Annotated in this window: 15 protein-coding genes; 7 read left to right on the top strand and 8 right to left on the bottom strand. The window is 75.8% G+C overall.

What is annotated here, in order from left to right:
* Nucleotides 1-45: 45 nt before the first annotated feature.
* The 3 genes from gltJ to ADEH_RS17090 all read left to right on the top strand — a co-directional run bounded on the left by gltJ (nt 46) and on the right by ADEH_RS17090 (nt 3,364).
* Nucleotides 46-1,863: an adventurous gliding motility protein GltJ gene (gltJ, locus tag ADEH_RS17100; RefSeq protein ID WP_011422359.1), complete on the top strand. Its 1,818-nt coding sequence runs from the start codon at nt 46-48 to the stop codon at nt 1,861-1,863.
* 194 nt (nt 1,864-2,057) lie between these two features.
* On the top strand, nt 2,058-3,170 hold the full coding sequence (locus ADEH_RS17095; protein ID WP_011422358.1) for a TIGR04552 family protein: 1,113 nt from the start codon (nt 2,058-2,060) through the stop codon (nt 3,168-3,170).
* Nucleotides 3,167-3,364 (top strand): hypothetical protein, encoded by a 198-nt coding sequence (locus ADEH_RS17090; RefSeq protein WP_041453649.1) that lies wholly within the window; start codon nt 3,167-3,169, stop codon nt 3,362-3,364. The genes ADEH_RS17095 and ADEH_RS17090 overlap by 4 nt, the downstream gene beginning before the upstream one ends.
* A 3-nt stretch (nt 3,365-3,367) precedes the next feature.
* Here ADEH_RS17090 and amrB read toward each other — a convergent pair whose 3' ends face one another.
* A complete protein-coding gene (gene amrB, locus ADEH_RS17085; RefSeq protein WP_011422357.1) occupies nt 3,368-4,273 on the bottom strand; it encodes an AmmeMemoRadiSam system protein B in 906 nt (301 codons plus the stop codon).
* A 117-nt stretch (nt 4,274-4,390) separates the two neighbouring features.
* Entirely contained in the window at nt 4,391-6,043 is a 1,653-nt protein-coding gene (gene ffh, locus ADEH_RS17080; RefSeq protein WP_011422356.1) for a signal recognition particle protein, read from the bottom strand.
* Between the two features lie 73 nt (nt 6,044-6,116).
* Between ffh and ADEH_RS17075 the strand changes: the two genes are divergently transcribed.
* On the top strand, nt 6,117-6,560 hold the full coding sequence (locus ADEH_RS17075; RefSeq protein ID WP_011422355.1) for a DUF2203 domain-containing protein: 444 nt from the start codon (nt 6,117-6,119) through the stop codon (nt 6,558-6,560).
* Here the strand turns inward: ADEH_RS17075 and ADEH_RS17070 are convergent.
* From ADEH_RS17070 to ADEH_RS17060, 3 genes are all read right to left on the bottom strand, one after another.
* Nucleotides 6,553-8,544: a M48 family metallopeptidase gene (locus ADEH_RS17070; RefSeq protein WP_011422354.1), complete on the bottom strand. Its 1,992-nt coding sequence runs from the start codon at nt 8,542-8,544 to the stop codon at nt 6,553-6,555. The genes ADEH_RS17075 and ADEH_RS17070 overlap by 8 nt on opposite strands.
* A gap of 3 nt (nt 8,545-8,547) precedes the next feature.
* The gene (locus ADEH_RS17065) at nt 8,548-9,129 is read right to left on the bottom strand and encodes a LemA family protein (RefSeq protein WP_011422353.1); all 582 of its coding nucleotides are present in this window, start codon (nt 9,127-9,129) and stop codon (nt 8,548-8,550) included.
* A 135-nt stretch (nt 9,130-9,264) separates the two neighbouring features.
* Complete coding sequence (locus tag ADEH_RS17060) at nt 9,265-10,698, bottom strand: hypothetical protein (RefSeq protein ID WP_011422352.1); 1,434 nt, start codon at nt 10,696-10,698, stop codon at nt 9,265-9,267.
* 304 nt (nt 10,699-11,002) lie between these two features.
* Between ADEH_RS17060 and ADEH_RS17055 the strand changes: the two genes are divergently transcribed.
* Together ADEH_RS17055 and ADEH_RS17050 are read left to right on the top strand one after the other, a co-directional pair.
* Nucleotides 11,003-11,206 (top strand): hypothetical protein, encoded by a 204-nt coding sequence (locus tag ADEH_RS17055; RefSeq protein WP_041453648.1) that lies wholly within the window; start codon nt 11,003-11,005, stop codon nt 11,204-11,206.
* 180 nt (nt 11,207-11,386) lie between these two features.
* Complete coding sequence (locus ADEH_RS17050) at nt 11,387-12,985, top strand: phytoene desaturase family protein (protein WP_011422351.1); 1,599 nt, start codon at nt 11,387-11,389, stop codon at nt 12,983-12,985.
* On the opposite strand, the gene ADEH_RS17045 is transcribed toward ADEH_RS17050, so the two are convergent.
* Complete coding sequence (locus ADEH_RS17045; RefSeq protein WP_041453647.1) at nt 12,921-13,667, bottom strand: tetratricopeptide repeat protein; 747 nt, start codon at nt 13,665-13,667, stop codon at nt 12,921-12,923. The genes ADEH_RS17050 and ADEH_RS17045 overlap by 65 nt on opposite strands.
* A gap of 63 nt (nt 13,668-13,730) precedes the next feature.
* The gene (locus tag ADEH_RS17040; RefSeq protein WP_041453646.1) at nt 13,731-15,113 is read right to left on the bottom strand and encodes a pyridoxal-phosphate dependent enzyme; all 1,383 of its coding nucleotides are present in this window, start codon (nt 15,111-15,113) and stop codon (nt 13,731-13,733) included.
* A 213-nt stretch (nt 15,114-15,326) separates the two neighbouring features.
* Here ADEH_RS17040 and ADEH_RS17035 point away from each other — a divergent pair, with 213 nt between their 5' ends.
* Nucleotides 15,327-15,905 (top strand): hypothetical protein, encoded by a 579-nt coding sequence (locus ADEH_RS17035; protein WP_041453645.1) that lies wholly within the window; start codon nt 15,327-15,329, stop codon nt 15,903-15,905.
* A 53-nt stretch (nt 15,906-15,958) separates the two neighbouring features.
* Here the strand turns inward: ADEH_RS17035 and ADEH_RS17030 are convergent, their stop codons facing one another.
* Nucleotides 15,959-18,355, bottom strand: coding sequence for a multicopper oxidase family protein (locus ADEH_RS17030; protein ID WP_011422348.1), 2,397 nt, complete (start codon nt 18,353-18,355; stop codon nt 15,959-15,961).
* Between the last annotated feature and the right edge of the window lie 274 nt (nt 18,356-18,629).

Genomic DNA, 18,629 nt, shown 5'->3' with positions numbered 1-18,629 from the left:
TGACGGTGCGGAGCAGGCAAACCTAGGATCTGGGCGGGTTGGCACATGAAATTCGGCTGCGAGCGGTGTGACGCTCAGTACATGATCTCGGACGACAAGGTCGGTCCGAACGGCGTCAAGGTGCGCTGCAAGAAGTGCGGGAACGTCATCCGGGTCCGGCGGGCCGCGGAGAACGGCGCCGTCGCGCCGGAGACGCCCGCGTCCACGGCGGCGGCCGGTGACGGCGCCGCGGGGGCCCCGGCGCCCGCCGGCGCCGCCCCGGAGGGCGGGCTCGACGCCGAGCTGGGCCAGGCGTTCGACCACGCGTTCGGCGACACGCCGCCGGCCGGCGTGGCGGCGCCCGGGCCGGATCCCGACGCGACCCAGGAGACCACGCCGGAGGAGCAGGCGCGCATCGCCGCCGCGTCCGCGGCGCCCGCGGCCGAGCTGCCCGCCACCGAGTGGTACGTGGCCATCGGCCAGGCGCAGGTCGGGCCGCTGCCGCTCCTCGAGGTGAAGAAGAAGTGGGAGGGCGGAGACGTCGGCCCCGACTCGCTGGTGTGGCGCCCGGGCATGGGCGACTGGGCGGCGGTGTCCGCGGTCCCGGACCTGGCCGCGTACCTGTCGCCGATCCCGCGGGGCGCGCGCCCGTCGCGCACGCCGGCGCCGTTCGCCGCGTCCGCCTCCACGCGGGCCGCCCCGGAGCCGACGCCGGCCCCGTCGCCCGCGCCCGGCGCGGACGTGGACTGGAAGCCGGTGGGGGCGTCGGCGCTCGCCGCGCTCGCCAGCGACGAGCTCGCCGCTCGCGCGCCGGAGCCTGCCGCGGCGCGGCCGGCGAACGGCAGCGTGAAGTCGCTCATGGACTCGATGGACCTGCCGGACGGCGGCGGGGTGGATCCCACCGGCGCGGTGCCGCTGCCCATCAAGGCGCTCGAGACCACCGGCGAGAAGAAGATCGAGCGGCGCTCGTCGGTGGCGCGCGGCGCGGAGGAGCTGCGGAACCGCCGCTCCGCCTCGCGCGCGGCGGTGTTCGGCGCCGTGGCGACGGTGGCGGTGGTCGCGGCGGCGGGCGCAGGCTACTGGCTCCTCGGCCGCGCGCCGGCGAGCCCGGCCGCCTCCGCGCCGGTCGCGACCGCGCCGGCCCGGCCCGAGCCGGCGGCCCCGCAGCCCACGGCCGCGCTGCCCGCGGCGGCGACGACCCAGGCGCCGGCGCCGGCCCCCGCCCAGGCGGCCGAGCCGGTGGTCGCGAAGGCGGAGGCGGCCCCGGCCGCCGCCGAGCCCGCGCCGGCGGCGGCTGCACCCGCGCCCGCTCCCGCCAAGGCGGCGCCGGCCCCCGAGCCGGCGCGCAAGGTCGCGGAGGCGCCCGCGCGGCGCGAGCCCGCACCGGCCCGCCCGGCCCGGCGCGAGGCGCCGGAGCGGACGGTGCGCGAGCCCACCCGCGTCGCCAAGGCCGACTCCGCGCCGGCGCCCGCGCCGCGGAAGCGCGATTCCGTCCTCGACTTCGAGAGCAACGACGCCGCGCTCGACGCGGCGCTCGGCGGGACGAAGCCGGGCGCACGCTCGGTGTACGTGCCGCCGGCGCCCGGCGGGGGCGCGCTGCCGGATCGCGTCTCCGACTCGCAGGTCAACGAGACCATCCTCGGGCGCGTCTCCTCGCTGCAGCAGTGCGTGCAGGAGCAGAAGACGCGGGACCCTGCCGCCACCGGCGTGCTCAAGATGCGGTGGAGCATCAGCCCCGACGGGTCGGTGCAGAACGCGAAGTGCGCCACGCCGGAGTACGCCTCCGGCCCGCTCGCCCAGTGCCTGTCGGGCGTGCTCCGGGGCACCAGGTTCCCGAAGTCGAAGAGCGGCCGCTCCGACGTGACGTTCCCGATCAAGTTCTAGCCGCCGGATCCGCGTTCACGCACAGGCGGGGCGGGATCCCGCCGGCCCTTGGCCGGGCATGGGGCCGGCGGGGCGGGGCGCTGCGCGTGGCGGCAGGCGGTCGCTCGCGCGTGCGGCCATCGGCGCCTTGACCCGGTCACCCCGCGCTGACATCTTCAGCCTCGCCGCTCGCGCCCCGCGACCTCCGAGGAGAGATGCCCTTCGAGCTGAAGCAGCCGTCCGTCCCGGGCGCTCTCTACCGCCCGCTCGAGGAGATGGGGCTGGCCGAGCTGGAGGCGCTCCGGCTGGTGCTGCGCGGCGGCTCGGTGGTGGACTGGCGCCGCCTCGACGTCACCACCGCCGCCGAGGTGGACGCGTTCCTCGGCCTGAACCTGTTCGACCTGGAGGATCCGCGGGACGAGCGCCGGCTGCGCGCGATCCTGGGCCAGGCAGTCGAGTACCTGCGCCACGCGTTCGGCTACCGCGTGGCCGACCCGGTGGCCATGCCGGACGACGTGCGGGACCTGTTCCTGCTCGCCTCCGGCGCGGCCGAGCCGCGGAAGTTCCGGCGCATCGCCTGCGTCGTGCTCAAGGTGATGCACGTGATCCACCACCTGGAGGCGCGCGAGCTGCTGTTCCGCACGCCCATCCGCGAGAGCGACCTCTCGGAGCGGGTGGATCGCCGCATCATGGCCGAGGGGGCCCGCATGCAGGCGGGCGGGCTGCCCATCCTCGAGTTCGCCGGCAGCGTGAAGGCGCGCGGCTCGCTGGTCACGAAGCTCATCGCCAAGAAGGAGTCGGTGGCGGCGCAGATCTTCGACCGGGTGCGCTACCGCATCGTCACCGAGACCCCGGAGCAGATCGCGCCGGTGGTGTGGCACCTCACGCGGACGCTGTTCCCGTTCAACTACACGGTCCCGGGCCAGACGCAGAACAGCCTGGTCCGCTTCGTGGACCTCCTGAAGCGGCACCCGCGCGGCGCCGAGCTGTCCGGCCAGCTGCAGCTCCCGCCCGACCTCGAGCGGCGCGATCCCTCCGAGCCGCGCAACGAGTTCAGCGGCCACGGCTACCGGGTGCTGAACTTCGTGGTGGACCTGCCGGTCCGCATCGACGACCTCCTGCCGCCGCTCGATCCCATGGCCGACGAGCTGGGGCGGATCGTGTTCTCGCTGGTGGAGTTCCAGGTGGTGGATCGCGCGACCGCGGAGGCGAACGAGGCGGGAGACTCGTCGCACGAGCGGTACAAGCGCCGGCAGCTCAAGCGCGTGCTCCGGCGCCTCTCGCGTGGCCTGGTGGTGCCGAAGCGCAGACGGCGAGGTGGATCATGAGGGAGCCGACCAAGAACAGCCCGCAGGACCGCGGCGAGGTCGTGATCGCCGGCGTGTGCCAGGTGTGCGGCGTCGAGGGGGACACCATCGCCGTGCCCGGCGCGTCCGCGCCGAACGCCTTCTGCCCCCGCTGCGCCATCGAGTACGGCGAGGCGGCGGGCGAGGAGGACGCGCACGGGGGCGGCGAGATCTAGGGCTCAGCCCGCGGCCGCGGCGAAGGACACCGAGTCCACCCCGTCGGTCCACTGCTGGTAGTGGAGCAGCCGCGCGCCCGCGCCGGCCGAGCGGAGCGCCGCGTAGATCGGCGCGATCCCGCAGAGCCGCCGGCGCGCGCCGTCGCGGACGGCGTCGCGGTGGAAGCCCGCCGGGTCCCCGGCCTCCACGTAGCGGAGCGTCCGCCGGTCGGCCGCGGCGAGCGCCGCCAGCTCGGCCGGCGCGGGCGGCCGGGCGTCGCCGTACCGCGGTCCGACGTGGGCGAGGTCGGCGCCGGCCACCCAGCACACGCTGCGCCCCGCCACCGCGCGCGCGAGCGCGTCGAGGAACGGCGCGGTCGCGGCGGCCGGGTCGGCGAGGTGGCCGATGGCGGAGCAGAGCACCGGGAGCACGGTGAAGGGCCGGCGCAGCCGGTGCGCCAGGACCACCGCCTGCAGCTCGATCGAGTGCTCGTCGCGGTGGCAGAGCTCGTCCCCGAGCAGCGCGTCCTCGCCGAGCGCCCCGCAGAGCGCGTCCACCAGCGCGCGGTCGGTGCGGACCGGCCCGAGCGGCGTGCCGTAGTCGAGGCGCGTGAGCGTGAACGGGCGCGGCGGGGTGGCGTGGGCGGTGCCGAAGATCACGAACAGGTCGGCGCGGCTCGCCTCGAGCGCCCGGTACGCGTGCGCGTAGCCCGCGGCGCCGCGCGCGTAGTCGATGTGCGGCGCGACCACGACGCCGCGCGGGGCGGGCGGCGCCGCCGGGGCGCCCGCGGGGAGCGCCAGCCAGCGGTCGAGCGCGCGGCGGAGCGCGCCGGGGGCGTCGGGGTAGACCGCGCCGGCGCAGGCGGGCGGCCGGAACGGCGCCGCGCGGTACGTCGAGAGCGCGCGCTGGCCGCCGACGTCGGTCGTCACGGGGCTGCGCCCCGCCCCGCTCGCCGGGGCCCGTGCGCCGCCGCCGGTGGCTTCGCCCCGAGCGCGGCGGCGCCCCGGCGGCTCGCTCCGCTCGCAGTCGGGACCATGATCGGCGGCTCAGCGGCGGCCCTTCTTCCGGCCCTTCTTGCGCGCCTGGCGCTCGGCCTTGCGCTTCTTCTTGCGGGCCTCGCGCTCCTTGGCGCTCTCGAGGGCGATCGGCTCGGGCGCGTAGCCCATCATGCGGGCGCGGGCCATGGCGCCGGCCGACATGGGCGGCGTGTAGCCCTTGGGCAGCCCGGCCATCTGCGCGGCCATGCGCGGGTCCACCAGGCCGCCCTGCATGGCGCGCTCGACCGCGTCGGCGTCGGCGCCGAGCACGTCCTCCATGCCCTTGCCCTGCATCTTCCGCAGCTGCATGAGCTGCTTCACGCCGGGCAGCCGCGCCAGCAGGCCGGGCGCGGACCCCACCTGCTTCATCACGCCGCGCATGGCGTTGTACTGCTTGAGCAGGTCGCGGACGTCCTTCTCGGTCCGGCCGGAGCCCTTCGCGATCCGCTTCAGCCGCGGCTCGGTGATCGAGTCCGGGCGGAGCCGCTCGGCCTGGGTCATCGAGTCCACCATCGCCACGATGCGGGTGAGGGCGGAGTCGTCGAACTGGAAGTTCTCCGGGAGCTCCCCGAACATCGGGAACTTCTCCATGAGCTCGCCGAGCGGGCCCATCTTCCGGACCATCCGGATCTGGTTGACGAAGTCCTCGAGCGTGAAGTCGCCGGAGAGGATCTTCTGCGCCTCGGCCTCGGCGGTCTCCTCGTCGACGTGCTGCTCGAAGTCCTTCACCAGGCCGACGATGTCGCCGAAGCCCAGGATGCGGGAGGCGAGCCCCTCGGGCCGGAACTCCTCGAGGCGATCCAGCGCCTCGCCCATGCCGAGGAACTTGATGGGCTTGCCGGTGACCTCCTTGATGGAGAGCGCCGCGCCGCCGCGGGCGTCGCCGTCGAGCTTGGTCAGGATGAAGCCGTCGATGGCGAGGCGCCGGTCGAACTCGCTCGCGGTCTTCACCGCGTCCTGGCCGATCATGGCGTCGGCCACGAGCAGGATGTTCTCGGGCGCGACGTTCGCCTTGATGTTCTCGAGCTCGGTCATGAGCTCGTCGTCGATGGCGAGCCGGCCGGCGGTGTCGTAGATGACCGCGTTGCGGTGCTCGCGCTGCGCCGCCTCGAACGCGTGGCGGCACATGTCCGGCGGCGACACGCCGGGCTCGTGGAACACCGGCACGCCGAGCCGCTCGCCCAGCACCTTGAGCTGGTCCACGGCGGCGGGCCGGTAGACGTCCGCCGCCACCAGCATGACCTGCTTGCCGTCCTTGAGGAGGCGGTTCGCGATCTTGCCGGCGGTGGTGGTCTTGCCGGAGCCCTGCAGGCCGACCATCATGATGCCGGTCGGGCGGCCGCGCTCGCCCTGGCGGAGCGAGGTGTCCACCGGGCCCATCAGCGCCTCGAGCTCGTCGTGGCAGATCTTGACGAAGTGGTCCTGGGGCGTGACGCGGAGCTGGCCCTTCTCCGTCTTGATCTTCGTCTCGACCACCTCGCCGATGGCCTTCTCGCGGACGCGGGCGACGAAGCGCTTCACCACGTCGAACGAGACGTCGGCCTCGAGCAGGGAGACGCGGATGTCGCGGAGCGCGTCGTCCACGACCTCCGGGGTGATCTCGGTGCGCCCCTTCAGCTTGTTGCGGGCAGCCTTGAAGCCCTTGGATACGGTCTCGAGCACTCGGCGTGATCCTTTCGGCCCTGGTCGGGCCACGCGCCGCGCTTATAACACGGAGATGACGAGGTTTCCGCCCATGGACGAGGGCCCCCGGTACTTCACCGTCGAGGAGGCGAACGATCTCGTGTCCGACCTCGAGATCGAGTTCGGGCGGGTCGCCCAGGTGCGCGCCGACATGGTCGCGTGCGTGGAGGCGCTGGGCGGCGCCGAGGTCGCGATGGCCATCCTTCAGCGGGGCGAGCCGGGCCCGGCCGGGCACCAGGACGGCGCGCGGCGGCTGCGCGCGCTCGCGGACCAGCTCGGCGCGGCGGTCGAGCGCATCAACGGCCTCGGGTGCCTGGTGAAGGACCTCGAGGCCGGCCTGGTGGACTTCTACTCGCTCCAGGACGGCGAGCCGGTGTTCCTGTGCTGGCAGTACGGGGAGCCGGCGGTCTCGCACTGGCATCCCGTGGACGCGGGCTTCGCCGCCCGGCAGCCGATCGAGGGCGTGACGGTCCGGCCGCCGGCCTTCCTCAACTGAGGGGCGCCGCCGCCCCGGCCCCGGGAGCGCCCGCGCGTTCCAGCCCTGGCGGAAAGGGTAGGCCGAGCGAGGCAGCGACCGCCCGCACCAGCTCGGCCTCGTCCGCGCCGACGCGCCCGTCGGCCCGGGCCACGGCCGAGCACGCCTCCAGCGCCGCGGCCTTCACGGTAGGTGACGCCGCGTCGAGCCGGTCGAGCGCGGTCTCGAGCCGCCCGAGCCCGAGCTGCTCGCGCGGGAGGAGCCGCCACGGCGCGCGCGCGCCCAGCGCCCGGGCGCCGGCGTCGAGCGCGGCCTGCGCCGCGGCCGCGTCGCGCCCGCCGGTCCAGGCCAGGCAGGAGAGCACCTCCAGGCACTCCGGCCCGGCCTCGTCCACCGTGCGCAGGAGCGCCCGGGGCGGCGCGCCGGCGCCGCGGGAGAGCCGCCGGAGCACGGTGCGGAGCACCGCCAGCTCGTAGGGCGACACGGCCCGGTCCGCGGCCGCGAGGGCGCGCAGGTCGGCGGCGAGCGCGGTGCCCTGCGCCGGCGAGAGCGCGTCGAGCGCCGGGAGGGCCAGCGCGAGGAGCGCGTTCCGGGTGGCGCGATCGAGCCCGGCCAGCGCCGGGAGGAGCCGCTCCAGCTCGGCGCGGAGCGGGCGGTCGTTCCGCTCGAAGTACGCGAGCTGCGCCGCCCGCGCCGGGGCCGCGGCGTCCACGAGCAGCGCGCAGGCGATGGCGCGGGCGCCGAACGGCTCTCGCGCCGCCGCCGCGAGCGCCGGCGGCAGGCGCGAGAGCAGCCCGGCGGCGCGGGGGAGGTGCTCGGCGCGGAGCGCGGAGGCCGGCAGCGCGGTCGCGGGCTCCGCCGCACCGCCGGCGAGCCCCGCCACCCCGGGACGGTCCGGCGCCGGGCGGGGCGGCGCGCCGGCGCCGGCCGCGGTCGCGCGGGGAAGCGGCGCGCCGGCGAGGTGCGGCGCGATCCGGCGGATGCGCTCCTCGATGGGCGGGTGGGTCGAGAAAAGGCCGGCGAGGAGGCCGCCCGAGGCGCGCGCGAAGAACAGGTGCGCGGCCTCGGCCACGTGCGGCCCGGACACCGCCGAGCCCTCCGCCGCGATCTTGCGGAGCGCGCCGGCCAGGCCGTCCGGGTTGCGCGTGAACTGCACCGCCGACGCGTCCGCCAGCCACTCGCGCTGCCGGGCCACCGCGAAGCGGACCAGCCGCCCGCACAGGCTGCCCATGGCGCCGGCGAGGAGCAGCCCCAGGCCGACCAGCGCGATGGCGCCGCGGTTGCGGTCGCGGGAGCGCCGGGGACCGGAGCCGGCGTCGAGGAGCAGCCGCCCGAGCAGCGTCAGGAACCCGAGCCCGCCCACCGCGGCCATCAGGCGGAGGTCGATGCGCGTGTCGGCGTTCAGCACGTGCGACAGCTCGTGGGCCACGACGCCCTGCAGCTCGTCGCGGGTGAGCCGCTCCAGCGCGCCCCGCGTCACCGCCACCACGCTGTGACCCGGCGTGTAGCCGGCCGCGAACGCGTTGATGCCCGGCTCGCCGCGGAGCACGTAGAGCCGCGGCACCGGCATGCCGGCCGCGAGCGCCATCTCCTCGGTCACGTTGACCAGGCGCCGCTCGGCGGCGTCCTGCGTGGCGCGGTCCACCGGCGTGCCGCCCAGCAGCTCCGCCACCGCGGCGCCGCCGCCCGAGGAGAGCCGCACCGCGTGCCAGGCGCCGCCCACCCCGGTGATCGCGCCGACGCCGAGCGCGGTGAGCGCGAGCAGGCCGGGCTGGAGGAGCGGCGGGCCGTACGCCGCGCCGGACGCGTCCACCGCCCACCCCCCGGGGCCCGCGCCGGCGCCCAGCCCGAGCGCCACGGCCAGCGCGAGGTAGACCACCGCGATCACGGCGGCGAGCGCCACCGCGAACGCGATCACGAGGACGGTGGTGCGCCGGCGGGCGTTCCGCTGGGCGGCGAAGAAGTCCAGCGTGGCCCGCCCGGCGGGCGGCGCCTGGGCGGCCATCGGCTAGAACTGCACCCGCACCGGCTCGCGCTCGGCGGCGACCTGCACCTCGAACGCGGTCGCGGGCGGGAAGCCGCCTGCGAGCAGCACGCCGGGGAACGTCTCGCGGGCGTTGTTGTAGGCCATCACCGCGTCGTTGTAGGCCTGGCGCGCGAACGCGATCCGGTTCTCGGTGGAGGTCAGCTCCTCCTGCAGCGCCAGCATGTTCTGGTTCGCCTTCAGGTCCGGGTAGGCCTCGGCCACCGCCAGGAAGCGAGTCAGCACGCCGGCGAGCGCGCCCTCGGCGCCGGACAGCGCGGCCATGGCCGCGGGGTCGCCCGGGTTCGCGGCGGCCGCGCGCGCGGCGGCGGCGGCGCCGTTGCGGGCCGCGACCACCGCCTCGAGCGTCTCGCGCTCGTGCTTCAGGTAGCCCTTGGCCGTCTCGACCAGGTTCGGGATGAGGTCGTACCGCCGCTTGAGCTGGACGTCGATCTGGCTGAACGCGTTCTTGTACGCGTTCCGCCGCGTGACGAGCCCGTTGTAGATGCCGACGGCCGCGATCGCCGCCAGCACCACGAGCCCGAGCAGCACGAGCACCACGGACATGGTTCCCCTCCTGGCGCAGCGGACGCACCGCGCGCGAACGGGAGGATGCCACAGCCGCCGGGTGGGAGGGGGTGGGACGCGCGCGGCGGCACCGGGACCGGGAGGCCCGGTGCCGCGCGCGCGGCGGCCGCCGGGCTACGGGGCCGCAGGCGGGACGTAGGTGAACACGCCGAGGAGGTCCTCGGTGCGCGACACCGCGTTGCCGTTCACGTCGAAGGCGGTGACCCGCACCTGGTAGGTGCGGCCGGCCTCGAGCGCGGCGCCGGCGTACGGCACGGAGAGCGTCGCCGCGGCGAACCGCGCCGGCGCCCACACCGGCGTGCCGAGCGAGTCGAACACCACCAGGTCGAAGCCGCCGGTCGCCGACGGGTACGCGTTCCAGGCGAACGCCGGGGTGGCGGAGTCGGTGACGAGCGTCTCCCCCACGGTCCCGGAGGACGGGGAGATCCCGGGGTCGGCGAAGCTCACCGCGCCGGTGATCTTGAAGGCGCCCGGCGCGCTCGTCATCACGCCGTTCTCCACCAGCACCTCGACCGGCGCGGTGCCGCCGATGCCGGAGACGTCGCGGATGTAGCCGTCGGTCCCGAACGCCGCGAGCACGGTGTACTCGCCGTCCGGCACGCCGGCGACGTGGAACGTGGTGCCGGTGGCGTTCGTGAGCCGCGCGACCAGGCCCGGGGGCGACTCGCCGCGATCGAGCTCGACGTCGTAGGTGGCGCGGACCACCAGCACCACGGTGGTGTCGAGCGCGGCCGGCTGGTTCTGGCCGGTCGGCTGGATGTTGCCGGTCACGGTGGCGGCGGCGCGGTTCTTCACCACCAGGTTCACCAGCCGGTCCTCGAGGTCGGCCAGGCCGGCCACCGGCGCCGGCTGGTAGTTCACGCCCTGCGCGTACCCCTGCACCATCCAGTCGCCCGCCGGGACGTTGAAGATGACGTAGTCGCCGGTGGCGTCCGCGACGCCGGTGCGGACCGTGCCGTCGGCGCGCTCCGCCACGACCAGCGCGCCGGCGTTGGCCTGCGCGGCGTTTCCGTGGATGCGCCCGGTGCCCGCGCCCGTGGTCGGGTCGAGGCCGACGTCGGTGAGCGAGGACGCCACCACCCACTGCGTGGTGCCCGCGTTCACCTCCGTCGCCGCGGAGAGATCGACCGGCACCGCCGAGCGGATGCCGGACGGGAACGTGGCGAACCCGTCGGCGTCGGTGCGCAGCGTCACGTGCCCGGAGACCGGCGCGAGGTTCGCGTCGCGCTCGGCGGGCACCTGCACCGAGTAGGCGCCGGCCGCGTCGGTGGTGGCGGCGGAGCCGACCGGCGCGCCGTTCACGTCGAGCGGGACCACGCGCGCGCCCTCGATCGGCCCGGCGTCCAGGCCGAGCGACAGGTCGTACACCACCCCGGTGATCACCACCGGCGCGGCACAGCGCGTGCCGACGCCCTGGACCACCTCGCAGACGAGCCCGTCGCCGCAGGCCGCGGGATCCGCCTGGTTGCAGTTCGGGTCCTTCTTGTCGGAGCCGCCGCCGCAGCCGGTGGCCGTGGCGATCGCGGCGAGGAGGAGGAGGCGCTTCATCGAGGATGCTCCTTCGTGAGGGGAGGGCGTGTCGCCGGGACGCGGGACACGCGCGGTCGCGCAGTAGACCCCCGCGCTCCGGCACGGGCCACCTGCGAATTCGGCGCCGCGGTGCGCGCTGGCAGCGAAAGGTGGGCGCGCGGAGCACCTCGCCCGGCCGGCGCGCGCCCGGCCCCTGGCGCGGCGCGCCGTGGGGGCGCAAGCGGTTGTTCACGGCGGCCGCGGTTGCGACGGCGAGGCGCGGCGGACATGGGCCACGGGCCGCCCCGATCCCCGGGGCGGCGAGGAGCGGAAGGAGCCTCCCATGAAGCTGCTGTTCCGCGCCGCCACGGCGCTCGCGCTCGTCGGCCTCGCGTCCCCGGCGTTCCCGTGCGGCGAGAAGAAGACCACCACGGCCACCGCCACCGAGGCGAAGGCGAAGACCACCGCGGTCGCCAAGGCCGAGAAGAAGGCGCAGCCGAAGACCGCGCAGGCGCAGTCCGAGAAGCCGGCCAAGGTCGCCAACTGACAGCCATCCGCTCGCGGTTCGACAGGCTCACCGCGAGCGGTTCTCCGAGGCGCCGCGCCCCCCTAGCCTGTCGAGGGAGCCGGCCGGGCGCGCCGCGGCCCGGGCGCCGCCGTCCCGCTCCGCCGGGGCGCGGCGCCCGGCGCGCTTGCGCCCGGCGGCGCGGACGCCTACCACCGCAGGATGGAGCCGTTCGACCTGGTGGTCGTGGGCGGCGGGCACAACGGGCTGGTGGCCGCCGCCTACGCGGCGCGCGCCGGCCAGCGGACGCTGGTGCTGGAGGCGCTCGATCGCCTCGGCGGCGCGAGCGGGGGCGACGAGCCCTGGCCCGGCTTCCGCGTCTCCACCGCGGCGTACGTGGTGAGCCTGTTCCGGCCCGAGATCGTCCGCGAGCTCGACCTCGCCCGGCACGGCTACGCGGTGCTGCCGCGCGACCCCTCCTCCTTCACGCCGCTCCCCGACGGCCGCTCGCTGCTGCTCGGCCCGGACCCGGCCCTGAACCAGCGCGAGATCGCGAAGTTCTCCCGGCGCGACGCCGAGCGCTTCCCGCGCTACGAGGCGCTGCTCGACCGGCTCGCCCGCGCGATCGAGCCGACGCTGCTCGAGCCGCCGCCGGATCCGTTCTCCGGTCGGCCCGGCGACCTGTGGCGGCTCGCGCGCACCGGCTGGCGGCTGCTGCGCCTCGGCGAGGACGGCCCGCGCGCGCTCGAGCTCCTGCTCGGCGCCGCCCGCCCCATCCTCGAGCGGTGGTTCGAGTCGGAGCCGCTCCGCGCCACGCTCGCCACCGACGCGATCATCGGCGCGATGGCGTCACCCTCCACGCCGGGCACCGCCTACGTGCTGTTCCACCACGTGATGGGCGAGGTGAACGGCGCGCGCGGCGTCTGGGGGTACGTGCGCGGCGGGATGGGCGCGCTCGCCGCGGCGCTGGCCGGCGCGGCGCGCGCGGCGGGGGCGGAGCTCCGCACCGGCGCCCGGGTGGCGCGGGTGCGGGTGCGCGGCGGCCGGGCCGACGGCGTGGTGCTGGCGGACGGGACGGAGATCCCGGCGCGGCGCGTCGCGTCGTCGGTGGACGCCCGGCGGACGCTGCTCGGGATGGTCGGCGCGGAGCACCTCGCGCCGGAGGTGGCCGAGGCCGTCGGCGCGATCGACTACGCGAGCGCCTCGCTCAAGATCAACCTGGCCCTCTCCGAGCTCCCGCGCTTCCCGGCGGCGCCGCACGCGGGCGCGGCGCCCGGCCCGCACCACCGCGGCACGATCCACGTCTCGCCGACGCTCGACCACATCGAGCGCGCGTTCGCCGACGCCGCCGCGGGCCGGCCCTCGGCGGAGCCGGTGCTGGAGTGCACGATCCCGTCGGCGGTGGATCCCGGCGTCGCGCCGCCCGGGCGTCACCTCATGTCGATGTTCGTGCAGTACGCGCCGTACCGGCTCGCCGAGGGCTCCTGGGACGAGCTCAAGGAGCCGTTCGCGGATCGCTGCGTGGCGCTGCTCGACCGCTACGCGCCCGGCTTCGCCGCCTCGGTGCTGCACCGCGAGGTGCTCTCGCCGCTGGATCTCGAGCGGCGCTTCGGGCTCACCGGCGGGAACATCTTCCAGGGCGCGATGACGCCGGCGCAGCTGCTGTTCCTCCGGCCGTTCCCCGGCGGCGGCGGCTACCGCACGCCGGTGCCCGGCCTGTACCTGTGCGGCGCCGCCACGCACCCCGGCGGCGGGGTCATGGGCGCGTGCGGCCGGAGCGCGGCGCGCGAGATCCTGCGGGACGCGCGGCGGGGGCGGTGACGCGCGCCGGCGCCCTCCGCGGCGCCGCGCCCCCGAGCACGGTCCGGGCCTCCGCGGCGAGGCCGGCGGCCTTCGGCTCGCCCTTGCGCGCGGCGGCGAGCAGGAACGGCGCGGCCCGCGCGCGATCCCGCGGCGCGCCCATCCGGCCGAACCAGTAGGCCTGGCCGACGAGCAGCGCCGCGCCGGCGTGGCCGTGCGTGGCGGCGCGGCGGAGCCAGCGCAGCGCGGCCGCGTCGTCGCGCGGCACGCCGGCGGCGCCCTGGCGCAGGCAGGCCGCGAGGTCCACCATCGCCTGCACCACGCCGGCCGAGGCCGCGCGGCGGAACAGCCGGATCGCCGCGGCGCGATCCCGCGGCGCGCCCTCGCCGTGCAGCAGCGCGCCGGCCAGGTTCGCGATGGCCTCGGGCTTCCCGCGCCGCGCCGCCTCGGAGAACCAGCGCACCGCGCCGTCGAGGTCCCGCGGGCCGCCGCGGCCGTCGCGGAGCAGCTCGCCCAGCGCGGCCATCGCGTCCGCGAGGCCTGCCTTCGCCGCGGCCTCGTAGGCGCGCCGGGCCGCGGCGTGGTCGCGCGGCGGATCGCGCTCGAGCGAGCGGGCGAGCGACAGCGCGGCGCGGCCGTCGCCGGCGCGCACGCGGGTGCGCAGCGCGGCGCGGCGTGCCAGCAGCTCGGCGCGCGGGTCCATGGCCGCATGGTGCCACGGGGCCGGGCGGCCCGCGAACATGCGCCGGCGCGGGGGGCGGACGGCTCAGCGCGCGAGCCGGCGCCGCAGCGCGCCCAGCACGTCCATGCGCGTGACGAGGCCGACGAAGCGGTCGCCGTCCATCACGATGGGCACGAGGCCCGCCGCGAACATGGGCAGCAGGACCTTCAGCGGGGTCGCGGGCGTCACCGTCTCGAGCCGCGTGGCCATGACGTCGCGGACCGGGAGCGAGAGGCGGGACGCGTCGTCCACCGCGGCGAGCAGCAGGTCGGACTCGTCCACGATGCCCACCACGCGCCCGCCCTCGACCACCGGCAGCTGCGAGACGTCGTTCGCCTTCATGCGGTTGAGCGCGACGAGCAGCGGGTCCCCCGGGCCGGTGGTCACCACGGCGCGATCGGCGAAGCGGCGGGTGACGAGGTCCGTGAGGTCGCCCACGGTGGGCCGGTCCGAGAGCCCCTGCTCCAGCATCCAGAGGTCGTCGAACATCTTCGACAGGTACTTGTTGCCCGAGTCGCACACGAGGGTGCAGACGCGGAGCGGCCGGTCCGCGGCGCGGCAGTGGCGCAGCGCCGCCGCGAGCAGGGTGCCGGTGGACGAGCCGGCCAGGAGGCCCTCGGCGCGGAGCAGGGCCCGCGCCGTCTCCAGGCTCTCGCGATCCGGGATCCGGTACGCCCGCCGGACCCGCGACAGGTCGGCGACCGGCGGCAGGAAGTCCTCGCCGATCCCCTCCACCAGCCAGCTCCCCGCCCGGCCGATGGTGCCGGTCTCGACGTAGCCGGCGAGCACCGAGCCCTCGGGATCGGCCAGCACCAGCTCGCAGCCGGGGACGGCCGTCGCCAGGTGGCGCGAGAGGCCGGTGAGCGTGCCGCCCGAGCCGACCCCGCACACCATCGCGTCCAGCCGGCCGCCGAGCTGCGCGACGATCTCCGGGCCGGTGCCGGTCTCGTGCGCCGCCGGGTTCGCCGGGTTCGCGAACTGGTTGACGTAGAACGCGCCCTCCTCCCGCGCGACGCGCTCGGCGAGGTCCTGGTAGTACTCCGGGTGGCCCTTGCCCACGTCGGAGCGCGTCATCACCACCTCGGCGCCGAGCGCCTTGAGGTGGAGGATCTTCTCGCGGCTCATCTTGTCGGGGATGACGAGCGTCAGGCGGTAGCCGCGCTGCGCGGCGACGAGCGCGAGGCCGAGCCCGGTGTTGCCCGCGGTGGCCTCCACCAGGTGACGGCGGTCGCCGCCGAGGCTGCCGTCGCGCTCGGCCGCCGCGATCATCGACAGGCCGATGCGGTCCTTGATCGAGCCGCCCGGGTTCGCGCTCTCCAGCTTCAGGAACAGCTCGCAGGGACCGGTGTCGAGGTGGCGCACGCGGACCATGGGCGTCGCGCCGATGAGCTCGAGCGTGCCGGCGGCGGGGGGCGGGGCGGAGGGCATGCAGCGGCTCATGGCGTCGCGGCGGACCCCCTGTCAAGGCGGGAGCCCGCGAGGGAGCGCACGCCGATCCGGCCCCGGGGCGATCGGTGCGCCGGCGGGACGGCGACCTTGGCGAGGCCGACCCGCCCGGGCGCGAGGCAGCGCGACGCGGGAGGCGGATGCTTCCCGGTCGCCGCGCCCACGCGCGCGGCGATGGACCACCGAGGAGGAACCATGACCCGGATCGCGCTCGTGCTGACCGTCGCACTCACCGCCGCCGCCGCCACCGCCCAGGAGAAGGCGGCTCCACCTGCCGCCGATCCCATGAGCGCCTGGAAGCCGCACAAGGTCGCGCGCGAGGCCGCCGACCGGAAGGAGATCCTGGCGCTCATGAAGGCGATGGACGCCGCCGGGGTGAACGGCGACCTCGAGGCCGCGGCGACGCTCGTCCACTTCCCGGTGCTCATGGCGACCGACGACGCGAAGGGGCAGGGGAGCGCCGAGGCGTGGACCCGCGAGCAGTGGCTCGAGGTGATGAAGCCGATGTACGCGAAGCCGATGTCCGACGCGAAGATGGCGCACAACCCGACCATCTTCCTGGTGAGCGACTCGCTCGCGCTGGTGGGGGACACCTGGTCGATGACGATGGGCAAGAAGAAGATGTCGGGGCGCAGCGCCGCCATGCTGGTGCGCGTGGACGGGAGCTGGCGCTTCGCGGCGATGATGGAGAGCGGCTGGGGCGACATGCCGGGCATGGACTCCGCCGCGGGCGGCGGCGCGGCCGGCAAGGAGCCGCCCGCCGGCGGGAAGTGACCGCGGCCGCGGGGCCGGCTCCGGCGGAGCGGGCCGGCCCCGGGCGGCGCGCGTCAGAAGTCGGTGCCCATCACGTAGCTCCGGACCGCGCCCGGGATCGGGAGCACGGTGTCCGGGCGCATCATCTCGTTGTCCTCGTGGTCGATGATGTGGCAGTGCCACACGTAGTTGTACGCGCCGCCCTGGCCGCTCGGGTCGAACGGGAACGCCGCGATCGTGCCGACGTCCGCGCTGGTCGGCGCCCACCGGACCACGAACCGCGTCACCGTGCCGGGCGGCACCTGCACGGTGTCCTTCCAGCCGCGCTCCTGCGCCGCCGCGGGCTGCGGCAGTCCCTTCAGGAACCGGGCGACGTCGGGGTTGCCGCCGAGCTTGCCGGGCGTGCCGCTCCCGTAGTCGAGCGGCGGGCCGTAGCCGGGGCAGTAGGCGCCGGCGGTGCACACGTTCATGCCGACCATGCGCGGCTGGCCGGTGGCGGGATCGTTCACCTGCGGGAACGCCGCCGCGTAGGCCGCGGAGTACTTGGGCACGTCGAGCGCCTGGCGGTTCATGAGCTGGAACTGCACCAGGTGCAGGTGGATCGGGTGCGAGTCGGCGGTGAGGTTGGCGATCTCCCAGAGCTCCGTCTCGCCCTCCGCCGGCAGCTCGGAGTAGTGGAGCCCGCCCGCGGTGAGCTGGGTGAAGTCGCCGCGATAGGCGGCGCCCGACGTCGGGTCGTTCCGTGCCGAGGCGCCGCTCCACTTCGTGTTGTTGACGAGGATCTCGAGCGGGCCGCCCGGATACGCGGTCATGACGCCGTCGATCGGGTTCACCGCGCTCACCGGCATGCCCATCACCTCGTTGAGCGTGAGCAGGCGGGTCTTCTGCGCGGTCACCCCGGCGCCGAGCGTGCCGGCGCCGAACGCCACGAGCGGCTTCACCGCGCCGTCGCCGCTCCGGACGGTCGCGCTCACGGCCGGGTTCCAGGCGATGCCGCCGGCGCCGCACTGCGCCGGCGCGGGCGGGCAGGCGACGCGGAGCTGCATCAGCTGCGAGAGGCCGCCCGTCGGCGTCGCGCCGCCGGGATAGGGCGTCTTGGCGACGTTCTTGAGCAGGAGCGTCGTGCCCACCGGCTGGCCCCCGAAGTCGATGACGACCTCGTAGCGCTCGCCGGGCATGATCACGAGCCGCTGGGGCGCGGGCTTCAGGGCGGTCGGGTCGATCTTCTGCGCCACGTCCACGTAGCCGCCGTCGGTCCCGATGATCCACATCGCCGGGCCGTTCACCTTGGTCTTCGGGTTCGTCAGGAACAGCTCGTACGTCCGGGCGTTCGAGCCGTTCACGAGCAGGAAGCGGTAGCGCTTCGGCTCGACCTCCAGGTACGGCCACACCACCCCGTTCACGAGCAGCGTGTCGCCCACGAACTCCGGGTTCCAGTACGGGTGCTCGGGGTTGAGCGCCCAGAGGACGCCGCCCTTCGTGCCCGCGGTGAAGAACAGCTCGCCGTTCGTGTCGAACATGCGGTCCTGGAGGATGAGCGGGACGACCTTCGTCGCGTCCTCCAGGCCGGCGGGGAGCGGCTGCTCGGGATCGACGAGCACGTACCCGCCGGCGAGGCCGGCGTACACGTTCAGGCGCGTCGCGCCCAGCGTGTGATCGTGGAACCACAGCGGGCCGGCCTCCTGCGTGTTCGGGTAGCGGTAGACGACCTCGTTCGCCGCCGGGGCGAACCGCGGGCTCGCGTACCGGCCCGGCCCGGTCATCATGCCGGTGCTCGTGAACCAGGAGTCCGGGCTGCCGTCGAGCTCGGCGGGGATCTCGCCGCCGTGCAGGTGCGGGGCCGCGGGGATGCCCATGGCGCCGTTCGCGTCGCGGTACGGATAGGTGCAGACGTCGCGGAGCGCGGGCGGCATCGTGGACATGCACATCTGCATGTTCGCGTCCGCCCAGTGGAGCGTCTGGTCCACGCTGTCCGAGTAGGCGAGCACGTGCGTGCCCAGCGGGTTCGTCGAGATCGGATCCGGTGACGCGGGCAGCGCGTTCACGTACCGCACCGTGGTGGGCGCGCCGCGCGTCGCCACGATCACCGGGCCGAGGTACGTGTCCTGCGGGAGCGCGCCGGGCGCCGGGCAGCCGTCGAGCCGGTAGCCCCACGTCCACGTGGCGGGCCGCGTCCCGGGCGCGAACGTGCCGGTGGGGAGCACGTTCGTCTGGAACTCGCACATGTTCACGTCGAGCGGCGTCTCGCCGTCGTCCACGACGGTCGCGATGCGCGGGTACGCCGACCACAGGGGCTCGGCGCTGGCCGAGAGCACCGGCAGCCGGTCCGTGAACGACGGGATGGCCTTCGGCGGAAGCGGCGTCTGCGGCGTGAGGTAGGTGGCGGGCAGCGGCTGCGCGGTGGCGGGTGGCGAGGCGCCCGACGAGACCGCGAGCAGCGACAGCGCCAGGACGATGCGGATGCGGACCATGGTTTCCCCCCTGCGTGGACGTGGCTTGGCCGCTCGCCTCGCCGGGTGGCGAGGCGATGCATGCGAGACTGGTTCGGTTCCCCCTCCGCGACCGGCCCCCGCCGATCCTCCCGCTCGCGCGCTCGGGCCGTGAACGGCCGAGCCATTCCGCACACCTGCTCACAGACCCGAGGGGAGACCAGGTGTCGCAGAGGGGTCGTGCGATGGCACTCGGCCGCCCGGGGGGCGGGAGGGCGCGCAAGGGCTCGTATCCCCGACGGTTAATTAACCTTTA

It is taken from the genome of Anaeromyxobacter dehalogenans 2CP-C (genome assembly GCF_000013385.1).
Lineage (GTDB): Bacteria > Myxococcota > Myxococcia > Myxococcales > Anaeromyxobacteraceae > Anaeromyxobacter > Anaeromyxobacter dehalogenans_B.
Note: the sequence above shows the minus strand (reverse complement) of the source record. Positions and strands in the feature narration are given on the sequence as shown.